The following is a 21,804-nucleotide window of genomic DNA, read 5'->3' as shown; positions in this document are numbered from 1 at the left end:
ATTGCCCGCTTGGCTCACACGTTTTGACGGCAGCTGACCGGTGGCCCGAAACACGTGCAGGCCAACTATTTGCGCCCCGTTTGCAGGCCGGTCGCACTTTATCGCGCATGCAGCAGTCACAACTGCAGGGCAGCGGCCTATAATCGCCCCACTATCCGGGTGTGACTGCACAGTCACGCACCGCCCGTAAGGCTCTTGTACAAGGCTCCGTCGATGAAGTCCTCGCCCAAGCAACCCGCCGCGCCGCAAAACCCTGCACTCAGCCCAAGCCACTTGGACTTTCCGGTGGTGGGCATCGGTGCCTCCGCGGGTGGCCTGGAGGCCATCTGCACGCTGTTTCGGCATATGCCAAGCGACTGCGGCATGGCGTTCGTGGTGGTGCTGCACTTGTCGCCGGATCATCAGAGCGTGGCCGACCGGATCATCCAGGCCACCACGCAGATGCCCGTGCGCCAAGTCACCGAGCCGGTGCCGATCGAGCGCAACCATGTGTATGTCATCTCCCCGGCCAATCGCCTCTCGACCAATGACGGCTACCTGCGCGTGTCCCCCGCCAATCGCCGCCGTGGCGACCACGTGGCCATTGACCTGTTCTTCCGCGACCTGGCCGACGTGCACAAGGACCATGCATTCTGCGTGGTGTTGTCGGGCACCGGCGCCGACGGTGCCGTGGGGCTGTCGCGGATCAAGGAGCAAGGCGGCGTGACCCTGGTTCAGACCCCGGACGATGCCCAGTACGACAGCATGCCCCGGGCTGCCATCGAAACCGGCATGGTCGACCTGGTGCTGCCCGTGGCCGAGATGCCACAAAAGCTGCTGGAGCTGTGGCGTAACGCTCGCCAGGTCAGGTTGCCGGAAATCGACGATGACACCCTGCCCCCGGCGCTGGGCACCCGCGTAGGCGACGCCCAGGCCAGCGAGCCGCTGCTGGAGGAGATCCTCCTGCAGTTGCGCAGCAACACGGGGCACGATTTCCAGCACTACAAGCGCGCCACCGTGCTGCGGCGCATTGAACGCCGCCTGCACGTGACCGGGCAAAGCAACCTCGCCGGCTACTTGCACTACCTCGAGCAGAACCCGGCCGAGTCCACGGCGTTGCTGGCAGACATGCTGATCGGCGTGACCAATTTCTTCCGCGACCGCGAAGCCTTCGAGGCCCTGGAGCGGCACGTGCTGCCGCAACTGGCCAGCGAGCATGACCCCGTCGACGGCCATGACGAGATCCGCGTCTGGTCGGCCGGCTGCTCCACCGGCGAAGAGGCCTACAGCCTGGCCATGCTGATCTGTGAGCAACTTGCGCTGGAGCAGCGCAACCGCAAGGTCCAGGTGTTTGCCACCGACCTCGATGAGCGTGCCATTGGCATCGCCCGTACCGGCTTGTACTCCGAAGCGATCGTGACCGATGTGCCGCCCAGCCGGCTGCGCCAGTTCTTCGTCAAGGAAGACCAGCATTACCGGGTGCGCAAGGAAGTGCGCGAAAAAGTGTTGTTCGCGCGCCACAACCTGCTGTCGGACCCACCCTTTTCGCAAATTGACCTCATTGTCTGCCGCAACCTGCTGATCTACCTCGACCGCGAAGTGCAACGCGACATCCTGTTGATGTTCCACTTTGCCTTGCGCCCTGGCGGCCATCTGTTCCTGGGCTCGTCCGAGTCAGCCGACGTGGTGGGTGAACTGTTCGCGCCGGTGGACAAGCGTAACCGTATCTTCCGCGCCCGTGACGTCAGCAATGCCGGGCGCCGCGCCGAGCGGCAGGTGCCGGGCAGTACTGGCGCCAGCCTGCCATTGGACCCGTTGGCCAAGGTCAAGCCCGGGCGCAAGCCCTCCTATGCCGAGCTGCACCACCGCGCGCTGGCCATGCGCATGCCAGCCAGCCTGATCGCGGATGTGGACGGCAATATCCTGCACATGAGCGGAGGTGTCGGGCGCTTCCTGCAACTGGGCGGCGGCGAGCCCAGCCGCAATCTGCTCGGCCTGGTGCTGCCGAGCCTGCGCCTGGCGCTGCGCAGTACGCTGTTCCAGGCGCGCCAAGGCACCGAAGCGGTCACCTCCCGGCCGGTCGACCTGGGCGATGGCCTGCAGCCGTTGCAGGTGGAAATCACCGTGCAGCCTTACAAGGACGACGTGCACAACGGCGATTGCCTGCTGGTGGTGTTCGAGCAGCGGGCGCCCGACCCTTCCCTGCCACTGCCGGGCGTCATCCGCCAGACCGACAGCATGGTCCTGCATAACCTGGAGCGTGAACTCCAGCGTACCCGCCTGCAGCTGCAGGAAACCATCGAGCAGTCGCAGGTATCCAGCGAGGAACTCACGGCCTCCAACGAAGAAATGCAGGCAATCAACGAAGAGCTGCGTTCGGCCAGCGAAGAGCTGGAAACCAGCAAGGAAGAGCTGCAGTCCATCAACGAAGAGTTGCTTACCGTCAACTACGAGTTGAAGAACAAGGTGGAAGAGACCGACAAGGTCAACGACTACCTGAGCAACCTGATCGCCTGCACCGAAATCGCCACCGTGTTCGTCGACCGCAACCTGCATATCCGCTGGTTCACGCCGCGTGCCGCCGACCTGTTCAACATTTTACCGGTCGATACCGGCCGCTCATTGCTCGACATCACGCACCGCCTGGACTACCCGGCCATGGCTGATGATGCCCGCGCCGTGGCCCAGGGTGAGGCCGTTATCGAGCGGGAAGTTGGCGGCCAGCGCGACCACTGGTACCTGGCACGCCTGCTGCCCTACCGCTCCAGCGAGCAGAAAATCGACGGCACCGTCCTGACCTTCATCGACATCAGCAGCAGCCACGCTGCCGAAGAGCATGTGCGCCTGGGCGAAGAACGCTTGAGCAAGCAGCTGGCGGAATCGCAAACCACCAGCCACATGAAAGACGAGTTCTTCGCCATCATGTCGCATGAACTGAAGCACCCACTGAACCTGATTCAGCTGAATGCGGAAATGCTCCGCCGCCTGCCCTCGATCAAGCAGATCGGCAACGCCAGCAAGGCCGTTGCCACCATCTGCGAGGCGGTTGGCAGCCAGGCCAGGATCATTGATGACCTGCTGGATGTGGCACGCATCCGTACCGGCAAGCTCAAGCTCAAGACCGAGCCGGTAGACCTTGGCGCCATCCTGCGCGGCATTCACGCTGTGGTGGTGGGTGAGCAACACCCCTGTCTGGTGCGCCTGGAGCTGCCTGCCGACGGCTTGCCAGTGACGATCGAAGGCGATGTCACGCGCCTGGAGCAGATCATCTGGAACCTGCTGAACAATGCCCTGAAATTCAGCCCGGCAGGCAGTGAGATACGCCTGGTGTTGAGTCGTGACGATCAACAGGCACGCCTGCAGGTGATTGACCAGGGCGTAGGCTTGAGCCCCGACAGCCTGGAGCATATCTTCGACCTGTTCAGCCAGGCTCCCCAACTGGCCAATCAGAACCGTGAAGGCCTGGGCATCGGCCTTTCGTTGGTACGCCAGTTGGTCGAAGCACAGGGCGGCACCGTGCAGGCCAGTTCGGCCGGCTTGGGCTTGGGCTGCACCTTCTCCGTTTGCCTGCCCCTGTGCAACGTGCAGTCGCCGCCTTGCGCCAACCCTGCAGAGCATTCCCGGGAGGGCCGGCTGCACGGCGTGCGCGTGTTGCTGGTGGATGACTCGGTAGAGGTATTGGAGATCATGCAAGAGCTGCTGGAAATGGAAAACGCCAGCGTGCGCGCCTTCAGCCGCCCCCGCGAGGCGCTGGAGGTGGCCTCCGGTGAGGCGTTCGACATCATCCTCTCCGACATCGGCATGCCGGTGATGGATGGCCATGCCTTGATCAAGGCGCTGCGCAGCCACGCCCATCTGCGCCACACCCCGGCCATTGCCCTCACCGGCTACGGTGCCAGCGCAGACCAGCACAAGTCACGCCAGTCCGGCTTCGACCGGCACCTGAACAAGCCGGTCGGCTACGACGAACTGGTGGAGGCCATCGAAACCTTGAGCGGCACGGTGCCTTACTGATGGTGGGCCAACATGAACCTCAGGCGTGCACGCTCCACTGGTTCATGTCCAGCGTGATCGGCATCTCGTCGATGGCATGGATCACGCCGCTTTGCAGTGCCTCCTGCGGCCCCAGAATTCGCGGGTACGCCATCAGGTAGCGCGGCACGTCCAGCACCTCGGGCGCACCTTCTGTGCGCTCGGCCACAATCTGCGCGTACAGCTGCAGGTCGTAATCCAGGCTCATCGCATATTCGGCCATGCGTGAATGGTCGACCGAGCCGTGCAAGGTCCAGTGGAACGGGTGGAACAGGAACTTGCTGTAGCTGCATGCCGTGCGCCACTCCCCGGCCAGGAACAGGATATTACCCATGGACTCGACGGTGCCCAGGTTGTGCGTATGCACCTGCACCGGCAGCGCCCGCAGGAAGTTATACAAGGTAAAGCCGTAGCTGCACTCGCCGCCCATGGTAGCGATGTTCAGTTGCAGCACCTCGGCGCCCTGCTGCAATGCCTTTGAGCAGGTATTGATCAGGTTGCCACAGGTCGACGAATTGATCGGCCCGGTGAAATGAATGATGTGTCTGGCCATGCTTGCCTCCAGGGTTGGCAGGTCAATTCCTGGGCTCGCGCGCCTGGGGCGCTTATCCGGTGGAATCGTCTGCGCGGGCAAAGTTCAACCTGTCAGTGGCCGTTCCCGTTGATCACAAGCGGTGAACCCTTGGCCCTCTGCGCCAGTCGCAATACCACAGTAACCGAACAAGGAACCGGTGATGAGGACGACGGCGTGAGCGATATCCGCATCGGCATTTCCGGGTGGCGCTATGGCCCCTGGCGCAAGGACTTCTACCCCAAGGGCCTGCGCCAGGACGATGAACTGGCGTTCGCCTCGCGGGCCGTGAACAGCATCGAGATAAACGGCTCGTTCTACAGCTTGCAAACCCCAGAGCGCTACCTGCGCTGGCGTGATGAAACGCCGGATGGCTTCGTTTTCGCGGTCAAGGGGCCACGGTACATCACCCATGTGCGGCGCCTGAAGGAGGTTGAGGAGCCAGTGGCCAACTTCTTCGCCTCTGGCCCGCTACTGCTAGGCGACAAGCTGGGGCCGTTCCTGTGGCAGTTCCCACCGAACATGAAGTTTGACGAAGAGCGTTTTGCCCGGTTCTTGCAGTTGCTGCCACGTGACCGCAAAGCCGCGCGCGCATGCGCCCAGGGCTGTGCCGAACGGCTGCGGGACAGTGGCGGCCTTGCAATCACCGGTAATGTGCGTTTGCGCCACGCGGTAGAGGTCCGCCACGAGAGCTTTCTTTGCGAGGCGTTCATCAAGCTGCTGCGCAAGCACCGGGTTGCGCTGGTGGTTGCGGACAGTGCCGGCAAGTGGCCGCATGCCGAGGATGTGACCGCAGACTTCGTGTACATGCGCCTGCACGGCGATGTGGAGCTCTATAGCAGCGGCTATACCGCGCGCGCGTTACGCCGCTGGAAACAGCGCATCCTGCACTGGAGCCAAGGCAGCCAGGCAGACGACGCGCGCCTGATCGTGCCGGGGCCGCCACCTCGGCGTGCGGCGCGTGACGTGTACTGTTATTTCGACAATGACCAGAAGGTCCATGCGCCCTACGACGCCCGCCGTTTGCTGCAGAAGCTGTCGCTGGACCACGAACTGATGACCGAACCGGGCGTGGTGCCGGAGGTGGCCTTGTGAACGAACCCATGACTGCTTTGCCGCGCAGCACCGATCAGTCCACCGCCGTGCGCCGCTTGAACGTACTCACGCTGAACGTGCACAAGGGGTTCACCTTCTTCAATCGCCGCTTCATCCTGCCTGAGCTGCGTGAAGCGGTCCGTTCCACCGGCGCAGACCTGGTGTTCCTGCAGGAAGTGCATGGCAGCCATCAGCAGCATGCCTTGCGCCACCCGGCCTGGCCTGATACCCCGCAATATGAATTCCTTGCCGACAGCATGTGGCCCCAGTTCGCTTACGGGCGCAATGCCGTGTACCCGCAGGGTGACCACGGCAACGCCTTGCTGTCGAAATTTCCCATCCAGCGCTTCAACAACCTCGATGTGTCGGTGCAAGGCAAGGAACAACGCGGCCTGCTGCATTGCCAACTCGAGGTGCCAGGGCACGACCAGGTGCACGCCATTTGTGTGCACCTGGGCCTGCGCGAAGCCCATCGGCAAAGCCAGATCCAACTCTTGCTCGACCTGCTGGCCAGCCTGCCGCCGCAAGCGCCGGTCATCGTCGCCGGCGATTTTAACGACTGGCGCCTGAAGGCAGATGCCGTGTTGGGCGAGCACCTGGTAGAGGCCTTCGGCGAGCGCTTCGGCACCCCGGCACGCAGCTTCCCGGCGCGTCTGCCGCTGCTGCGCCTTGACCGCATCTACCTGCGCAACGCCATGCCGAGCGCTGCCCAAGTACTGTCGAATTACCCGTGGTCGCACCTTTCCGACCACGCACCATTGGCCGCGGAGATTCACCTGTGAACAGACCTTGGGTAGAGGGCAACAACGTAAAGTTGCTGATCAACGGCGAGCAGTATTACCCCTGTGTGTTCGAGGCCATGGCCCGTGCCCAGGAAGAGATCCTGCTGGAAACCTTCATCATTTTCGACGACAAGGTCGGCCGGCAACTGCAGCAGACGCTGATCGACGCGGCCCGCCGCGGCGTGCGTGTCGAAGTGGTGGTGGACGGCTATGGTACCGGCGACCTGCCAGCGCCGTTCATCGCGGCCATGACAGATGCCGGCGTGAGTTTCCACGCCTTCGACCCGCAGCCGCGCCTGGTGGGCATGCGTACCAACCTGTTCCGGCGCCTGCACCGCAAGATCGTGGTCATCGATGGCGAGCGGGCCTTCATTGGCGGCATCAACTACAGCGCCGATCACCTGGGCGACTTCGGCCCCATGGCCAAGCAGGACTATGCCGTCGAGGTAACCGGCCCAGTGGTGGCACAGGTGCATGCCGCCAGCAAGCGCCTGATGTCGCCGGTGCTGCAGGAACCAAGCGCCGTGCGGCCGTTGACCGAGCCCGCCGGGTCCACCACCGCCGTGCTGGTAGAGCGTGACAATGGCGTGCGCAGGACAGCCATCGAAAGCCAGTACCTGCAGGCGTTTCGCGGTGCCAAAGAACGTATCGTGGTGGCCAATGCCTACTTCTTCCCCGGCTACCGGCTGCTGCGCGAGTTGCGCAACGCTGCCCGGCGCGGGGTGGCTGTGCACCTGATCCTGCAGGGGCAGCCAGACATGCGCTGGGTCCGTGCACTGTCGCGGTTGCTGTACAACTACCTGCTGCGTGATGGCGTAGTCATTCACGAATACTGCAAGCGGCCCTTGCACGGCAAAGTGGCGCTGGTGGACGACGAGTGGGCGACCGTGGGTTCCAGCAACCTCGACCCGCTGAGCCTGTCGCTGAACCTGGAAGCCAACCTGTTCATCCGCGACCGCGCTTTCAACCAGCTGCTCGGCGAACACCTGCAGTCACTTGCGCACGAGCAGTGCAAGCCGGTGACCCTGGAACGCATGATCCGTGGCTACTGGTGGCGGGCACCGCTGATCTTCGCCTGCTTCCATGCGGCGCGCCATTTCCCGCGCATCGCCGGCTGGTTGCCGGCACACCGCCAACGGCTGCGCTCGCTGCAGCCAGACGTCGAGGCCCCGGCCGGCGACCTGCACGAGGGCAATACCTGATGGCACGGACAACCTGGCAAACCTGGGCCAAGCGCGTATTGACGGTGGCGTTCCTGATCCTGATCCCTGTGCTGCTTTACCAATTGGCGCGCAACCTGGACTGGAACGAAGTGCGCCAGTCGCTGCTCGCCTACAAGCCTGGAACGCTGGTGGTCGGCCTGGCAATTGCGGTGTGCAGTTACCTGACGTTCGCCAGCTACGACTTGCTGGCCCGCGCCTACACCGGTCATCAGCTGCCCGCCCGGCAAGTGCTGCCGGTCGCCTTCGTGTGCTACGCGTTCAACCTCAACTTCACCACCTGGGTCGGCGGGGTTGCCTTGCGCTACCGCCTGTATGGGCGCCTGGGGCTCGATACCGCCACCATCACGCGCATTCTCACGCTGGGCCTGCTCACCAACTGGATGGGCTACATGCTGCTGGCCGGCAGTGTGTTCGCCCTGGGTCTGGTCGAACTGCCGGGCAACTGGGCGGTGGGCACCACAGGGCTGCGCCTGATCGGCGTGCTGTTGCTGGCGATTACCGCGGCGTACCTGCTGGCCTGTGGCCTGGCCAAGAAGCGCACGTGGCGCTGGCGCGAGCACGAAGTCACTTTGCCAACCCTGCGCCTTGCGCTCTGCCAGGTAGCGCTGGGGGCCAGCAACTGGGCATTGATGGCGCTGCTGATTTACTGGTTGCTGCCGGGCGACGCCTTCTACCCCGCGATCCTCGGGATCCTGTTGATCAGTTGCGTGGCAGGCGTGGTTGCACATATCCCGGCGGGCCTGGGTGTGCTGGAAGCGGTGTTCCTCGCCCTGCTGCACGGGCAGATGGCGCAGGGCACGCTGGTAGCTGCGCTGTTGGGCTATCGCACCCTGTACTACCTGATACCGTTGGTGGTTGCGATCGTGACTTATCTGGTGCTTGAGAAGCGCGCGAAGGCCATGCGCCAGCGTGACAATTCGGTGCAAACCTGATGGTCAGGGTCACGCGCGCTTAACGTCGGCGCGGCCTGGTGCCGCGCCAACAAGGCGACCTTAAGGGGAAATCGGGTCGCTCGCCGGGAAGGTCTCATCCAGCGCATTGTCTACGGCATTTTCATCCGGTTTTTCGCTGCAATGGCAGGCTTGCATCCTGCAGCCCTCGCCATGGCTATGGCCGTTGGCACAGGCCTCACAGCAATAGGCCTTGCCGTCACGCTGCAAGGCATTGGCATCCACGGTGCAGGAACAGTCGGTACAGGCACAACGTTGCTGGTTCATGATCTGCTCTCCTCGTCATCGATCACATCATCGGTCCAGGGTTCCCCGTCAAGCGGTGCGGAACGTGCCAGTTCGGCTTCATCCAGCCCAAAGCCGCCACCGATTTCGTCGGCATCCACTTCGCGCAGGTCCATATCAGCCGGGCCGTCGCCGCCGCCGGGCTCGTGCGGGTCACGGGCGCCGGTTTCATCCAGCAGCGTATCCGGGCTCAGGTCGTCGTAGGTGACGTTGTCTTCATGCAGGCTGTCGCTCAGCGCTTCGCCACCCGTCATGCCGCTTTCGGCAACACGCTCTGGTGGGAATTCGCGCTCCATCTCGCTCGCCGGGCGCTCGTCCCCTACCCGCCCCTGGCGTTCGTCCAGGCGCTCATCGAAGTCCAGTTCGTGCACGCTGCCCATGCGGTCCTCGGTGTCGTCGATCTCGGTTGGGGTGTAGGGCTTAGGATCTTCTGTTCGGGCCATGTACGTTCTCCGTCAGTTGGCTGCATTCGGTCGACTGCATCCGGTGGCCGAAGATTCAGAGTTTTTTGAACTCCCTGCCTGCCCGGCGCCTCCCACCTCTACAGAGTGCGATTTGCCCGGAGCCGGACATGGCCAAGCCCCTGCAGGAATACGCGCGCAAGCGCGACTTCAACGCAACGCCCGAGCCCAGTGGCAAACGCAGCCGTGGCAAAAAAGCCCATGCGCTGCAGTTCTGCATTCAGAAACACGACGCCAGCCACCTGCATTACGATTTCCGCCTGGAGTTGGGCGGTACGTTGAAGAGCTGGGCGATCCCCAAAGGCCCGTCGCTGGACCCGAACGTGCGCCGCCTGGCCGTGCATGTCGAGGACCACCCGCTGGACTATGCCGATTTCGAGGGCCACATCCCTGAAGGCCACTACGGGGCTGGCGATGTCATCGTCTGGGATCGCGGCATCTGGGAGCCGGAGGGCGACGCCCATCAGGGCTATGCCAAGGGCAAGCTCAAGTTTCGTTTGCAAGGCGAAAAACTGTCGGGGGTGTGGCACCTGTTCCGCACCCACCTGGCGGGCAAGAAAGAACAATGGATGCTGGTCAAATCCCACGATGCCCAGGCCCGTAGCGAAGCCGAGTACAGCATCGTCAACGCGCAGCCCGACAGTGTGCTCAGTGACCGCACCCTGATCCCCCGCAAGCCGGCAGCCAAGCAAGCCGCCGCCAAGCCGCGGGCTACCCGCAAGCGCCCCGGTAAGGTTCGCCAAGCCGCATTGCCGAACCAGTTGCAGCCACAGCTGGCCACCTTGGTGGACACGCCGCCCCAGGGCGACTGGCGCTATGAGGTCAAGTTCGATGGCTATCGCATCCTGGCTCGTATCGACGGCGACGATGTGCGGCTATTCACCCGCAACGGCCATGACTGGAGCAGCAAGATGCCCCGCCAGCTCGCGGCACTGCGCGCGCTGGGTATCGATTCGGCCTGGCTGGATGGCGAAATGGTAGTGGCTGACGAAAATGGCGCAGCGGACTTCCAGGCGTTACAGAACGCCTTCGACACCGAGCAGGACGAGCACATCACTTACTACGTGTTCGACCTGCCCTTTCTGGGTGGCCAGGACCTGCGGCAGGCACCGCTACAGGATCGCCGCGAAACGCTGAAAACCCTCCTCGATCACGCCCCGTCAGACGTACTCAAGTATTCCGCCGACTTCGACGAACCGGTCGACGCCTTGCTGGCCAGCGCCTGCCGCCTGGAACTCGAAGGGCTGATCGGTAAACGTGCGGGCAGCCCCTACAGCGGCCGCCGCAGCGGGGACTGGATCAAGCTCAAATGCAAGCGCCGCCAGGAGTTCGTGCTGGTTGGCTACACCGACCCCAAAGGCAGCCGCAGCGGCTTCGGGGCCCTGCTGCTGGCCCTGCACGACCCGGACAATGGCGAGCTGCGCTATGCCGGCAAGGTCGGTACCGGCTTCACGGCTGCCACCCTGGCCAGCATCCATACGCGCCTGCAGCCACTGGAAATTGCCAAGCCCGCCGTGACCCGCCCGCCCAGCGGCGCAGAAGCCCGCGGTGTGCACTGGCTGAAGCCGCAGCTGCTGGCTGAAGTGGCGTATGCCCAGATGACCCGGGACGGCATTGTGCGCCATTCGGTCTTCCATGGCCTGCGCGATGACAAGCCCGCCACCGCCATCGACCTGGAACGCCCCATGTCCACCAACACAACGCCCCGCCGCAAACGCGGCAAAGCAGCGCCGCTTTCAGAGGACCTGCACCTTACCCACCCTGACCGGGTGATCGACGCTACCACGGGCGTGACCAAGCGCGATGTGGCCGAGTATTACGCCGCCGTCAGCCAGTGGTTGCTACCCCAGATCCAGCACCGCCCGGTGGCATTGGTGCGCGCACCCGATGGCCTGGCCGGTGAGCTTTTCTTCCAGAAGAACGCCAGCCAGCTGCACCTGCCCAATGTGCTCGAATACGACAAGGCCCAGGCCGGCCAGGCGGCCATGGTCATCAACCGCGCCGATACCCTGCTGGGCGCGGTGCAGATGAACATGCTCGAGCTGCACAGCTGGAATGCCACTGACAAGGACTTCGACAAGCCCGACCGCTTCGTGCTCGACCTCGACCCTGACCCCGCGCTGCCCTGGAAGGCCATGCTGGAAGCCACTCAACTCACCCTCACCCTGCTCGACGAGCTTGGCCTGAAAGTGTTCATCAAGACCAGCGGCGGCAAGGGCATGCACCTGGTGGTACCGCTGACCCGCCGCGCGGGTTGGGACGAGGTCAAAGCCTTCAGCCATGCCATCGTCGAGTACCTGGCCAAGCTGTTTCCGGACCGCCTCAGCGCTGTTTCAGGGCCCAAGAACCGCATCGGGCGCATCTTCATCGACTATCTGCGCAACGCCAGGGGGGCAACAACCGCGTGTGCCTATTCCCTGCGTGCACGGGAAGGCATGCCGGTGTCGGTGCCCATCTGGCGTGAGGAACTGACCGCGCTCAAAGCCGCCAACCAATGGAACATCGCCAACCTGCCCGCGCGCCTGGCAGAGGTCGACGACCCGTGGGCGGACCTGGGCAGGGTCCGCCAGTCTATTACGGCGCGCATGCGCAAACAGCTGGGGCTTGCCTAGTGGCCACGCATCAGGAGACCCGCCCATGAGCATCGTCCAGGACTTCAACCTGACCCATTTCGACCGCCTACTGCGTACATTTGGTGATCGTCAACAGCCCCTCAACCTCGACACTCAGTTGCCTCAGCTGATGCAGGCGCTGCAGGCCGACCACCTGGACCTGCTGCCGTTGCCAGGCCAGGGCAATACCTTGCGCCGTTGGCAGACGTTGGCCCGCGTGGCGGGTTGCGACCTGGCCCTGGCCAAGCTGTATGAAGGGCACACCGATGCTTTGGCGATTCTGGCGGAGTGCGCAGCTGCACATCACGTGGCAGAGGGCATTTGGGGCGTGTGGGCCGCCGAGCCACCTGATGCCCGCGCGGTCATAACCTCCCGCGACGGCGACAGGGTACGTTTGCAAGGCACCAAAGCCTGGTGTTCCGGGGCGTTGCAGATCGACCGGGCATTGCTCACGGCCTGGGATGAGCAGGGTCAGCAGCAGTTGGTCGCCATCGAACTGTCGCAGCCTGACCAGGGGCTGAACATCGAGCATTGGCAAGCCGTGGGCATGGCTACCACGGCCAGCGTCGAGGTTACCTTCGACAACACCCCGGCAACGCTGATCGGCAAACCTGGCCAGTACCTGGCGCGCCCTGGTTTCTGGCACGGCGGCGGCGGTATCGCCGCGTGCTGGTATGGTGCGGCCGAGGCCCTGGCCGACTACCTGCGCGAGTATTGCCGCAAGCCGCGGCCCGACCCGCATGCCGATGCCCACCTCGGGGCGGTGGACGCCGCTTTGTATGGTGCGCGTGCGGCGCTGCGTGAATGCGCCGCCTGGATCGACCGGCAGCCGGGTGCAGATGCCAGTTTTGAAGTGCGGCGCACCCGCGCCCAGGTCGAGCAGGCCGTGGACCAGGTCATCAGCCATGTCGGGCGGGCCTTGGGTGCCACACCGTTCTGCCGCAACAGCCACTTCGCCCGTTTGAGCGCCGATTTGCCGGTGTATCTGCGCCAGAGCCACGCGGAGCGTGACCTGGCAGCGCTGGGCCAACAGCTGGCGCAGGTGCCGGCAGGAGCGTGGCAGCTATGAGTGAGAACTTGATCCAGGCCAGCAGCGGCACCCCTTGGGCCGACTGGCAGCAGGCCGCCCACCTCGCCCGGGCCACATGGCTCGACCCCGCCCGGCTCTGCCCGCCTGGGCGCCGCCTGGTGATGATTGCGCCCCACCCGGATGATGAAATCCTCATGGCAGGCGGCCTGCTGAGCAGCTTCAAAGGCCGTGAAGCCGACCTGGTGCTGATTTCCGCAACCGATGGTGAAGGCAGCCACCCTGGCTCAACCCAGTGGAGCGAGCATCGCCTGCGTCGCCAACGCCCCCAGGAAAGTCGCCTGGCATTGCAGCAGCTTGACCTGGACCCGAACCGCGTGGACTGGCGCCGGCTCAACCTCAAGGACGGCCAATTGCCGCGAGAGGAAGCGTTCCTCGTCAGCCATCTGACTCAATTGTTGCGCCCGGACGACCTGTTGATGGCTACCTGGCGCAATGACGGTCATTGCGACCACGAGGCCGTCGGGCGCGCCGCCGCCCACGCGGCATTGGCGCGGCAAGTGCAACTGGCCGAGGTCCCGGTCTGGGCCTGGCACTGGGCGCAACCCGACGACCCTCGCCTGCCCTGGCCCCGTGCCCACCGCCTGCAGCTGGATGAAGCCCGGTTGGCGCGCAAGCGCAAGGCCCTCGCCGCCCATGCCAGCCAGTTGCAGGCAGACGGTGAGCGGCCGCCGGTGCTACCGGCAAACCTGCTGGATTGCCTGCTGCAACCTTTCGAACTGGTGTTCCTTTGACTGGAGTTGTCATGAGCCTCGACCCACAGTATTTCGCCGACTTGTATGCGACCAATGAAGACCCGTGGGCTTTTCGCACCCGTTGGTACGAGAAGCGCAAGCGCGAGCTGGTCATGGCCAGCCTGCCCCGTCAATGCTACCAGCGGGTATTCGAACCAGCCTGCGCCAATGGCGAGCTAAGCGCACTGCTGGCCGAACGCAGCGGGGAACTGCTATGCCAGGACCTCGATCCCACCGCCGTGGGGCTGGCCCGCGAACGCTTGGCTCAAATGCACAATGCGTCTGTGGAACTTGCGCGGCTCCCGGCAGACTGGCCTGGTGGGCGCTTCGACCTGATCGTGCTGAGCGAGGTGGGCTACTACCTGGACCCCACCGACTGGCTGCAAGTAATCGAACAAGCGGTCGCCAGCCTGTCTTACGACGGCGGCCTGCTGGCATGCCACTGGAAGCACCCCATTGTCGGTTGCCCGCAGGATGGGCGTGAAGTGCATCGCATGCTGGCCCGCCACCTGCCCCTCTACAAGCAGTTCCAGCATGATGAAGCGGACTTCGTGCTCGAGTACTGGTCAGCCCAGCCCAGTGTGGTCGACCTAGACGAGACTTGCCCATGATCGCCGTCGTGATTCCGGCCCATAACGAAGCCCGCCGCCTCGGCCGTTGCCTGCGTGCGGTGCTGATCGCCGCCGTGCAGGCACAGCAGGCTGGCCATCGGGTCGAGGTGCTGGTCGTGCTCGACCGCTGCAGCGATGGCAGCGCCGCCGTGGCGCGGCGTTTTGGTGTGCAGGTGCTGGAGGTGGAGGCTGGCAGTGTGGGCATGGCCCGGCGGGTGGGCGCGGCGCACATGGTCGACCGTGGTGCGCGGTGGCTGGCCTGTACCGATGCCGACAGCCGGGTACCGGGGCACTGGTTGTTGTCGCAGCTGGCCTGCAGTGCCGAGGTTGTCTGTGGCACGGTACACGTCGAATACTGGCAGCCGTGGCAGACGGCAGCCCTGCGCCAGCTCTACCAAAGCCGTTACGAGCAGCGCGAGGGGCACCGGCACATTCATGGCGCCAACCTGGGCGTGTGCGCCGACGCCTATGCGCGAGTCGGCGGCTTCCAGCCCTTGGCCGCCCATGAAGACGTGCAACTGGTCAGCGACCTGCAAGCCAGTGGCGCGCAGATCGTCTGGACGGCCAGGCACAGCGTGGCCACCAGCAGCCGCCGCGACAGCCGCGCCCGGGAAGGCTTTGGCGATTACCTGGCGGGTCTGCAGGCTCTGGTTTGATCGAAGCGCTTGCGGGGCTTCGCTCAGGAGGCCTTGCGCGGCTTCTTCGCCGGCTTCTTGCCGCCGAGGCTGCGTTTCAGCAGCTCGGTAAGGTCGAGGATATCAGCACCTTTCTCGGCGCTGGCGGCCTTGCCTTTCTCGACTGTAGCGATCTTGCCTTTGCTGGCCTTTTCTTCCACCAGGTCCAGAATGGTCTGGCGGAAGGCGTCATGGTAGTCCTCGGGCTTCCACGGCCCGCTCATGTCTTCGACCAGGCGCTTGGCCATGTCCAGTTCACGCTTGTCGACCTTGGTATCGGTCACACTGCTGTCCAGCTCCAGGGTCTCCAGCCCGCGCACCTCCTCGGGCCAGCGCAAAGTGATCATCACCAGCGCGTCATCCAGAGGGCGCAGCAGCGCCAGGTGCTGGCGGGTGTGCAGCACCACCGTGGCCAGCGCCACCTTGCCGGTTTTTTCCAGCGTCTCGCGCAGCAATGCATAGACTTTGCCGCCGCGCCGGTCGGGGGTGAGGTAATACGGGGTATCGAAGTGCTGCAGGGGTATTTCGCCAGCTTCGACAAAGGAGAAGATATCGATCGTCTGGGTGGCTTCAGGGCGAGCCTTGCGGATTTCCTCCTCGCTGATCACCACATAGCGGCCCTTTTCATACTCCACGCCTTTGACGATGTTGTCCTTGTCGATTTCCTTGCCGGTGACCTTGTTCACCCGCTTGTAGCCCACAGGCTCCATGCTGCGCTTGTCCAACCAGTCGAAGTCCACCCGTTCGGTGCGCACCGCAGTGTTGAGGGCCACGGGGATATGCACGAGCCCGAAGCTGATAGCGCCTTTCCAGATTGCCCGAGCCATGACACTGCTCCAAAGTTGGCTGCCGATACCAACAGTGACTGCACCGGGTGGCGAAGGTTTAATGGCATTGCCCCACGGCCACCAATGGCCGGCAATCAGACCGCGTTGAACAGCACACGCTTGAACGCTTCGGCCGCCAGGTGAACCTGTACGGCCCAATCACCGGCAGCCTCGCTGCCCGCGTCATCGGAGATGTACTTCAGGCACACAAACGGAATACCTTCGCTGCGGGCGATCAAGGCCAGCACATAGGCTTCCATGTCGACCACGTCGTAAAGCGCATCGCTGTGGTTGGTTTCGAAGCTGTCGCCACTGCCGCAGGTTTCCAGCGCCAGGCCGGGTATGGCCGCACCGTGTTCGAGTAGCACCGGGGTATTCGCCAGTGGCGTCTCGTAACGGGCGAAACCCAACGGCGTCACGTCCATGTCGCGCTGCACGAAACGGTTGCAGCACACGACAACGCCTTTACCGTGGCGCTGGCTGCCAGCAGAACCCAGGTTGACGATCAGCCTGGGGCGGCGCACAGCGATAGCCTTGGTCAGGGCGATAGCGGCATTGACCTTGCCGATACCGGTGAACACGGTGTTCATTTCGCGGAACACCTCGCCCGCTTCGGCTTCAAGGGCGAAAACGAACAAAGTGTCATCCAGGGAGATATCGGGGAATTGCGTGGTCAGCATCATGGTGCGGGTGGTCCGTGTGGCGGCAAGGGGCGCGCCATTGTCGGGCAACCCCGGCCAATTGCAAGTGCGCCGTGACACTTCTACAGGCGGGTAACCGTCAGGGCTACGGCGGCTATCCGCTCCACGGCTTCATAACCCGGCTCAGCCAGTTGCTCCCCGAACACATCAGGGTCGATTTCCCGATACACCCAAGAGCACGTGGGGCCGGCCAGACGCAGGCGAACAGCCTCGAGCAAGGGATCATGGCCGTCCACAATCGCCACACCGGTATACAACAGCAACGAGCCGCCCGGGGTCAGCCGCTCACGAGCCTGCTCGACAATCCGCAACGACAACGCGGCCCCCAGGGCGCCACCGCCATGCCGGTAGGTCCGCTCGCCCACATCGAGCATGTAGGGCGGGTTGGCAACGATCAGGTCGAAGTTGCCGGGCACATCGTCCAGCAGGTCACTGTGCTTCACCGAAATATTGCTGACGTCAGCCAACGCTGCATTCACGGCGGTGTAGCGCAGGGCAAGCGGGTTGATATCCACCGCAGAAACCTGCGCATGGTGCGCCGCCCGCGCGATCAGCAAGGCGCCAATGCCGGTTCCACAGCCAATGTCTACGGCATGCTCAACCCGGTTGGGGGTGTGTCGCAGGTGGTCATGGATGACCTGGGCGAAGCGGTAGCTGTCTGGGCCGAAGAACACCGCGTCCGCGGCCTCGGTCGGGTAGGCAGAATGCACCAGTAACAGGTCATCCAGGGTGGACCAGCGCACCGCGCTGCGAAACGACTGTTGAGGTGCCGCAGTCAAGCCCTCCGCGCGCTGCAGCAGGGCCATTAGATCCGCGGTTACCAGCCCGGGGCTGAACGCCTGACTCCAGCCGAACACATCGCGCAGGGTGCGTGCCTGCTCGCCGGCGCAGCGGGCCATGACGCGAGCGTGTGTGGCCGGTGTCACGCAGGTGAAACGGTAACCAGCGGCACGCAGGCGCTGGCCCAATTCCACCAGCGCATCGTCACTGGCAAGTACTTGCGGGTCCGGCACCATCAGCGCGCTTGCTCCTGGATCATCCCCGTAGCCTGCAGATAGGCGCGGGTCGCCTGCAGCCCGTCAGGCGTCGCGTGACGATTACCAGCCATACGTTCGATGAGCGCTTCAATATCGTGCGCGTCGACATTCACAGCGTCACCTTCCGGGGATGCCGGCAACTGCCAGCTTCCGGGGAGCACGCGACGAACGCGCGACTGCCAACCTGCTGCGATCCAGTCGTGCCACAACTGCTTTTCATAGGCGGTGAACACACCGTACATCGGTGCTGATGGCCCATCCACGAGTGCCCACCAGCGGCTTTGCGCGGGTTCTTCACCGCGGCGAATCCAGCCCTGCGCCTGCAGCGCCTGCAGAAAGTGCGGCATGGCGCCAGGTTCTGCCAGCCATTGGTTGATGGTGCGCCCCTGCAGCCGGCACCGGTCTGAATGCATGAACTGGCCAAACTGGCGCTTCTGTTCCAAGGCCTGCACCAATTCCGCTTCTAGGTCGAAAAGGCTGACCAGGGTGGGTGTATCCACGCCAAGGTCATTCAGGCGGTAGCCGTGCCGTACTCGCTGGTAGAACCCGGAGGGGTCACTGCGCGGGCTGAGTTGGCGCAAGGCCTGGATTGACAGGTGGGCGTGACCGCTGGCGGCGTTGTCGATCGTGACATGCAATTGGAAATACTGGCCGTCGATGCCCAATTCGGCGAGTTCATAGGTAGTAATCAGCAAATGCAGCGGTGGTTGTTCGTAGCCGAGGTTGTAACCGATCAGCTCAGGGAGGAAGTCCTCACCGTAGCGGCCCAGCGCCAGCTGCAGTGCCCCCTGCAAATAGCGTTCGTCTTCAAGGTGCAACGGCTCCAGGCAACCCAGGCGGCTCATCAGCCGCTGATAGATCGCCACATGGTTGCAGCGCACATCACCGCTGCCCAATTCTTCCAGGTAGGTCCGGATCAACCCGTGGTAGCGCGGGTCTGCCCAATGCCGCAACGTACTGTGCAACCACGCACCATCCACCGCCTTGGTCGGTGCCACCTGTTGCAGGAACCATAGCGCTTGCGCGCGCGTGGCAAAATAGCGGCGTGGCCCACCTTCTTGGCGTTGTGCCAAGTAGGCGGCAAAACCTTGAGCTACTTGCCCGGCGTGGCGCGCGCTCCAGGCTTCAAGCTCCACAGGGTCGGCTGGCAGGTCATCCGGCAAGTGCCGGGCACGCTCCAGTTGCTCATTCAACCATTGCGCGCCAGCGTTATGAGTGCCTGCCAGCAAGGCTTCGTAACGCTGTTGCAGGCTGGTTGTGGCCAGTGAGGCCGGAACTGTCGCGGCGGTCTTGCGTGTCATGACCGTCATGCCGTTTTCCTCATGCGCGTTTATTGGCTGGGTTTCTGACCTGGCATCGGTTCAGGATCTGGCGCAGGTTGGGGGGCGGGCTTTTCACTGGGTTGTTGCATTTGCAGGGACGGCTTGGTGGTGTCGGCGTTGTCTTTGCCGGGGTGGCCATTGTCTCGGTCGAAACAGCCGCCAACCAGCAACAGGGCGCCCGACAGGGCCGCCACAGGTAACCATTGCATAACGACCTCCAGGGCTACTCGATGGCAGTGCCGGTTCCCCGGCACTGCAGGGTCTCGTTTACGAGCGGCCGCCTTTGCGGCCCGATTCACTGGTTTGGCCGCCGCTGGAATGCTGCCCACCCTTGCGGCCTGCCTCGGAGGCTTTTTCGCGGTCATTGGCGAAGTTGCCCGAGTTCTTGTTACCGCCCTGGCTGCCTTGTTGGTTGCCGGTACGGCTATTGTCTTTAGTGGCCATGGTCTGAAACCTCATATGATTTCGGGATGCACGGCTTCAGCGCCGTACATGAATTCGGAGTACAGGCTCGGGTCGGGATTCGTTTCAATTGGCAGGCTTCGGACCGGTGGCATTAAATAAGCGGCAAGTGCTTATTTGGCGCACCTTTCAGTCGCGCGGCGGGTTATCCATATGGGCCTGACGGCGGCCAAGCCAACCGCCGGTGGCCGCCCAGGCCACGGCCAGTACCGCCCCAATCAGCATGGCCAGTTGCGGGTGTTCGCCCATCACGTCCAGGGCACGCTTGAGCCAGCCACTGAGGGCGTCGCCACCCCGGTACACCACGGTGTCGATGAAGTTCTTGGCCTTGTACTTGTCCTCGGCCGGCAACACGGTGAACAGCATCTCGCGCCCCGGTCGTACCAGCGCATACTCCCCTGCACGGCGCACCACCATGACCATTACGAACACCGCGAACACCGGGGCCAGCGCCAGCCACAAGAAGCCCACTGCCATCACCAGCGGCACGGCCATCAGCAATATGCCTACCCCCAGGCGACGTGCCAGCCGCCCGGTGAGGAAGACTTGCGTGAGGATGGCCAAGGCTTGCACAACGCTGTCGATCAAGCCGAACACCTGGGTTTGCCGGGTGGGGTCGGTGAAAGTCTGGCTGACGATGCGCGCCTGCTCGAAGTACAGGAAGGTACTGACACTTGCCAGTAACACCACGAACAGCGCAATGCCCAACAGATAAGGCGAGCGCAGTACCGCAGTGGCACCGGCCAGTGGGTTGCCGCCCAGCGGCCTTGCTGCACCACGCTCGGCATACGCTGGCAACGGATGGCGCTGTCGCCAGCGCTGCAGAAACAGGCTTGCCCCAATGCTGCCGAGCAGGAATACCGCCGCCAGCAGCAGCAACCCGGCATGGCCCAGCGGCGCCACCAGTAGCGTGCCCAGGATCGGCCCGCTGAGGCCACCCAGGCTGGCCCCGGCGGCCAACAGGCCGAACAGGCGCTTGCCTTGGGCCGTAGAAAACAGGTCGGCGAGCACGCTCCAGGCCAGCGAGATGGTCAGCAGGTTGAACACCGAAAGCCAGATGTAGAACGCCCTCGCCGCCCACAGGTTGTCTGGTGTGCGGGTAAACAACACAGCGAACAGCAGCAGGTTGCTGACAAAAAAACCATAGGTACAAGGCAGGATGAACCGGCGTTGCACGCCACTGGCCAGCCAGCCGAACACCGGCAGGCATGCCAGGCTGGCGATGAAGGTTCCGGTGAACAACCACTGCAGGTTGTCAACGCCACCGGCAACGCCCATGGTTTCGCGCACAGGGCGCAGCATGAAGTAACCGGTAAACAGGCAATAGAACAGCAGCAGGCCGGCGATAACCGCCGGGCCTTCGCCGGGCTGTATGTTCAGCCCTTGATCCAGGCGCCGCCGCCAGGCAGTCATACGCTCAGGTGAATTGCCTGATCAGCGCCTGTTGCTGCGCCTGGGTAAGCAGTGGGCCCTGGCCAGCCTTCAGCTGGTCGAGCTGGCGATCTGGCCGACCGGTGGCGGGAATTACCGTCGTCACCGCCGGGTGGCTGATGGCGAACTTGAGAAACAGCTGCGCCCAGCTGCCGATGCCCGCTTCAGCGGCCCAGCCGGGCAACGGCTGGTCTTTGACGCGGGTGAACAGGCGCCCATCGTCGAACGCGCGGTTGATCAGCACCGCTACACCCCGCTCCTGGCACAACGGCAGCAATTCACGGGCCGCCTGGGGGGCACTGACCGAGTAATTGATCTGGATGAAATCCAGCGCCTCGCTGCGCACCAGCTCGGCGACCTCGGCGTGGCCACTGTTCAGGTAATGGGTGATCCCGACATAGCGGGTTTTGCCCTGCTGCTTGAGTTCGCGCGCGTAGGGCAGTTGGGTTCGCCAGTCACGCAGGTTGTGCACCTGCAACAGGTCGACCTTGTCGGTACGCAGCCGCTTCAGGCTGTCAGCCCATTGCGCTTGGGCTTCTGCGCGGCTGTCGGCGGCAATCTTGGTGGCAATGAAGCAGCGTGAATGCCAACCCCCCTCCTCCAGCAATTGGCCAAGAATGCTGTCGGCGCCACCGTAATTGGGCGAGGTGTCGATCACCCGCCCGCCACCGTCGAAAAAGGCCTTGAGCACTGCCCGCAGTTGCTGGTAGGCAGCCGAACCGGCTTCAACCTCGAAACTGCCCGAAGTCCCGGCGCCAATGACCGGCAGCGCTTCACCGCTGGACGGTACGGCGCGGGTCAACATGCCTGCCGGCGTGGCCGCGTGCAACCAAGGGGCGCTGGCCAATAGGCCTAACGTAGCACCCACGCGTAGGACATCACGACGTGCATACATGGAAAAGCTCCCGTCATGCCAGGGAAACTTCCA

Annotated in this window: 21 protein-coding genes; 10 read left to right on the top strand and 11 right to left on the bottom strand. The window is 63.8% G+C overall.

Annotated elements, in window-relative coordinates:
* The first annotated feature begins 213 nt into the window (after positions 1–213).
* Positions 214–3,993 (top strand): CheR family methyltransferase, encoded by a 3,780-nt coding sequence (locus FPB55_RS11660; RefSeq protein ID WP_144188220.1) that lies wholly within the window; start codon positions 214–216, stop codon positions 3,991–3,993.
* A 19-nt stretch (positions 3,994–4,012) separates the two neighbouring features.
* Here FPB55_RS11660 and FPB55_RS11655 read toward each other — a convergent pair whose 3' ends face one another.
* Entirely contained in the window at positions 4,013–4,564 is a 552-nt protein-coding gene (locus tag FPB55_RS11655; RefSeq protein ID WP_029886817.1) for an ATP-dependent Clp protease proteolytic subunit, read from the bottom strand.
* Positions 4,565–4,759: 195 nt separating this feature from the next.
* On the opposite strand from FPB55_RS11655, the gene FPB55_RS11650 reads away from it, so the two are divergent.
* The 4 genes from FPB55_RS11650 to FPB55_RS11635 are packed head-to-tail and all read left to right on the top strand — an operon-like array spanning position 4,760 to position 8,614.
* A complete protein-coding gene (locus FPB55_RS11650; RefSeq protein ID WP_029886818.1) occupies positions 4,760–5,677 on the top strand; it encodes a DUF72 domain-containing protein in 918 nt (305 codons plus the stop codon).
* Positions 5,678–5,685: 8 nt separating this feature from the next.
* Positions 5,686–6,459: an endonuclease/exonuclease/phosphatase family protein gene (locus tag FPB55_RS11645; RefSeq protein ID WP_033744712.1), complete on the top strand. Its 774-nt coding sequence runs from the start codon at positions 5,686–5,688 to the stop codon at positions 6,457–6,459.
* On the top strand, positions 6,456–7,661 hold the full coding sequence (gene clsB, locus FPB55_RS11640) for a cardiolipin synthase ClsB (protein ID WP_144188218.1): 1,206 nt from the start codon (positions 6,456–6,458) through the stop codon (positions 7,659–7,661). The genes FPB55_RS11645 and clsB overlap by 4 nt, the downstream gene beginning before the upstream one ends.
* A complete protein-coding gene (locus tag FPB55_RS11635) occupies positions 7,661–8,614 on the top strand; it encodes a lysylphosphatidylglycerol synthase domain-containing protein (RefSeq protein WP_009686888.1) in 954 nt (317 codons plus the stop codon). Before clsB ends, FPB55_RS11635 begins: the two co-directional genes overlap by 1 nt.
* Before the next feature lie 60 nt (positions 8,615–8,674).
* Here the strand turns inward: FPB55_RS11635 and FPB55_RS11630 are convergent, their stop codons facing one another.
* Positions 8,675–8,899, bottom strand: coding sequence for a metallothionein (locus FPB55_RS11630; RefSeq protein WP_009686889.1), 225 nt, complete (start codon positions 8,897–8,899; stop codon positions 8,675–8,677).
* Positions 8,896–9,360, bottom strand: coding sequence for a phosphotransferase system, HPr-related protein (locus FPB55_RS11625; protein ID WP_115294101.1), 465 nt, complete (start codon positions 9,358–9,360; stop codon positions 8,896–8,898). Before FPB55_RS11625 ends, FPB55_RS11630 begins: the two co-directional genes overlap by 4 nt.
* Before the next feature lie 128 nt (positions 9,361–9,488).
* Here FPB55_RS11625 and ligD point away from each other — a divergent pair, with 128 nt between their 5' ends.
* The 5 genes from ligD to FPB55_RS11600 are packed head-to-tail and all read left to right on the top strand — an operon-like array spanning position 9,489 to position 15,078.
* Positions 9,489–11,990, top strand: a complete 2,502-nt coding sequence (gene ligD / locus FPB55_RS11620; RefSeq protein ID WP_144188216.1) for a DNA ligase D — start codon at positions 9,489–9,491, stop codon at positions 11,988–11,990.
* A 25-nt stretch (positions 11,991–12,015) separates the two neighbouring features.
* Positions 12,016–13,059, top strand: a complete 1,044-nt coding sequence (locus tag FPB55_RS11615) for an acyl-CoA dehydrogenase family protein (RefSeq protein ID WP_009686893.1) — start codon at positions 12,016–12,018, stop codon at positions 13,057–13,059.
* Positions 13,056–13,811 (top strand): PIG-L family deacetylase, encoded by a 756-nt coding sequence (locus FPB55_RS11610; RefSeq protein WP_054881613.1) that lies wholly within the window; start codon positions 13,056–13,058, stop codon positions 13,809–13,811. The genes FPB55_RS11615 and FPB55_RS11610 overlap by 4 nt, the downstream gene beginning before the upstream one ends.
* Positions 13,812–13,822: 11 nt before the next feature.
* Positions 13,823–14,422, top strand: coding sequence for a class I SAM-dependent methyltransferase (locus FPB55_RS11605; protein ID WP_047150154.1), 600 nt, complete (start codon positions 13,823–13,825; stop codon positions 14,420–14,422).
* Complete coding sequence (locus FPB55_RS11600) at positions 14,419–15,078, top strand: glycosyltransferase (RefSeq protein WP_009686896.1); 660 nt, start codon at positions 14,419–14,421, stop codon at positions 15,076–15,078. The genes FPB55_RS11605 and FPB55_RS11600 overlap by 4 nt, the downstream gene beginning before the upstream one ends.
* Before the next feature lie 23 nt (positions 15,079–15,101).
* Here the strand turns inward: FPB55_RS11600 and FPB55_RS11595 are convergent, their stop codons facing one another.
* The 8 genes from FPB55_RS11595 to FPB55_RS11560 form a co-directional block, all read right to left on the bottom strand.
* The gene (locus FPB55_RS11595) at positions 15,102–15,923 is read right to left on the bottom strand and encodes a Ku protein (protein WP_009686897.1); all 822 of its coding nucleotides are present in this window, start codon (positions 15,921–15,923) and stop codon (positions 15,102–15,104) included.
* Positions 15,924–16,018: 95 nt separating this feature from the next.
* The gene (locus FPB55_RS11590; protein WP_144188214.1) at positions 16,019–16,606 is read right to left on the bottom strand and encodes a nucleosidase; all 588 of its coding nucleotides are present in this window, start codon (positions 16,604–16,606) and stop codon (positions 16,019–16,021) included.
* Positions 16,607–16,686: 80 nt separating this feature from the next.
* Complete coding sequence (locus FPB55_RS11585) at positions 16,687–17,640, bottom strand: class I SAM-dependent methyltransferase (RefSeq protein WP_144188212.1); 954 nt, start codon at positions 17,638–17,640, stop codon at positions 16,687–16,689.
* Positions 17,640–18,971, bottom strand: a complete 1,332-nt coding sequence (locus tag FPB55_RS11580; protein ID WP_115294097.1) for an iron-containing redox enzyme family protein — start codon at positions 18,969–18,971, stop codon at positions 17,640–17,642. The genes FPB55_RS11585 and FPB55_RS11580 overlap by 1 nt, the downstream gene beginning before the upstream one ends.
* A gap of 20 nt (positions 18,972–18,991) precedes the next feature.
* Positions 18,992–19,192 (bottom strand): hypothetical protein, encoded by a 201-nt coding sequence (locus FPB55_RS11575; protein ID WP_115294096.1) that lies wholly within the window; start codon positions 19,190–19,192, stop codon positions 18,992–18,994.
* A gap of 58 nt (positions 19,193–19,250) precedes the next feature.
* Positions 19,251–19,427: a KGG domain-containing protein gene (locus FPB55_RS11570; RefSeq protein ID WP_009686902.1), complete on the bottom strand. Its 177-nt coding sequence runs from the start codon at positions 19,425–19,427 to the stop codon at positions 19,251–19,253.
* Positions 19,428–19,574: 147 nt separating this feature from the next.
* The gene (locus FPB55_RS11565) at positions 19,575–20,858 is read right to left on the bottom strand and encodes an MFS transporter (RefSeq protein ID WP_144188210.1); all 1,284 of its coding nucleotides are present in this window, start codon (positions 20,856–20,858) and stop codon (positions 19,575–19,577) included.
* A gap of 4 nt (positions 20,859–20,862) precedes the next feature.
* Positions 20,863–21,771, bottom strand: coding sequence for an aldo/keto reductase (locus FPB55_RS11560; RefSeq protein WP_115294094.1), 909 nt, complete (start codon positions 21,769–21,771; stop codon positions 20,863–20,865).
* Positions 21,772–21,804: the final 33 nt, after the last annotated feature.

This window comes from Pseudomonas sp. BJP69, assembly GCF_007633355.1.
Taxonomy (GTDB): Bacteria; Pseudomonadota; Gammaproteobacteria; order Pseudomonadales; family Pseudomonadaceae; genus Aquipseudomonas; species Aquipseudomonas juntendi.
The sequence above is the reverse complement of the archived record's forward strand: the minus strand, read 5'-3'. Positions and strand labels throughout refer to the sequence as shown.

Bases quoted from the DNA above. Each gene is read 5' to 3' on its own strand.
- FPB55_RS11560 (WP_115294094.1), bottom strand. From the start codon at position 21,771: ATGTATGCACGTCGTGATGTCCTACGCGTGGGTGCTACGTTAGGCCTA.
- FPB55_RS11630 (WP_009686889.1), bottom strand. From the start codon at position 8,899: ATGAACCAGCAACGTTGTGCCTGTACCGACTGTTCCTGCACCGTGGAT.
- FPB55_RS11645 (WP_033744712.1), top strand. From the start codon at position 5,686: ATGACTGCTTTGCCGCGCAGCACCGATCAGTCCACCGCCGTGCGCCGC.
- FPB55_RS11565 (WP_144188210.1), bottom strand. From the start codon at position 20,858: ATGACTGCCTGGCGGCGGCGCCTGGATCAAGGGCTGAACATACAGCCC.
- FPB55_RS11600 (WP_009686896.1), top strand. From the start codon at position 14,419: ATGATCGCCGTCGTGATTCCGGCCCATAACGAAGCCCGCCGCCTCGGC.
- FPB55_RS11605 (WP_047150154.1), top strand. From the start codon at position 13,823: ATGAGCCTCGACCCACAGTATTTCGCCGACTTGTATGCGACCAATGAA.
- FPB55_RS11610 (WP_054881613.1), top strand. From the start codon at position 13,056: ATGAGTGAGAACTTGATCCAGGCCAGCAGCGGCACCCCTTGGGCCGAC.
- FPB55_RS11595 (WP_009686897.1), bottom strand. From the start codon at position 15,923: ATGGCTCGGGCAATCTGGAAAGGCGCTATCAGCTTCGGGCTCGTGCAT.
- FPB55_RS11575 (WP_115294096.1), bottom strand. From the start codon at position 19,192: ATGCAATGGTTACCTGTGGCGGCCCTGTCGGGCGCCCTGTTGCTGGTT.
- FPB55_RS11635 (WP_009686888.1), top strand. From the start codon at position 7,661: ATGGCACGGACAACCTGGCAAACCTGGGCCAAGCGCGTATTGACGGTG.
- FPB55_RS11655 (WP_029886817.1), bottom strand. From the start codon at position 4,564: ATGGCCAGACACATCATTCATTTCACCGGGCCGATCAATTCGTCGACC.
- FPB55_RS11590 (WP_144188214.1), bottom strand. From the start codon at position 16,606: ATGATGCTGACCACGCAATTCCCCGATATCTCCCTGGATGACACTTTG.
- FPB55_RS11585 (WP_144188212.1), bottom strand. From the start codon at position 17,640: ATGGTGCCGGACCCGCAAGTACTTGCCAGTGACGATGCGCTGGTGGAA.
- FPB55_RS11570 (WP_009686902.1), bottom strand. From the start codon at position 19,427: ATGGCCACTAAAGACAATAGCCGTACCGGCAACCAACAAGGCAGCCAG.
- FPB55_RS11660 (WP_144188220.1), top strand. From the start codon at position 214: ATGAAGTCCTCGCCCAAGCAACCCGCCGCGCCGCAAAACCCTGCACTC.
- FPB55_RS11625 (WP_115294101.1), bottom strand. From the start codon at position 9,360: ATGGCCCGAACAGAAGATCCTAAGCCCTACACCCCAACCGAGATCGAC.
- ligD (WP_144188216.1), top strand. From the start codon at position 9,489: ATGGCCAAGCCCCTGCAGGAATACGCGCGCAAGCGCGACTTCAACGCA.
- FPB55_RS11580 (WP_115294097.1), bottom strand. From the start codon at position 18,971: ATGACGGTCATGACACGCAAGACCGCCGCGACAGTTCCGGCCTCACTG.
- FPB55_RS11615 (WP_009686893.1), top strand. From the start codon at position 12,016: ATGAGCATCGTCCAGGACTTCAACCTGACCCATTTCGACCGCCTACTG.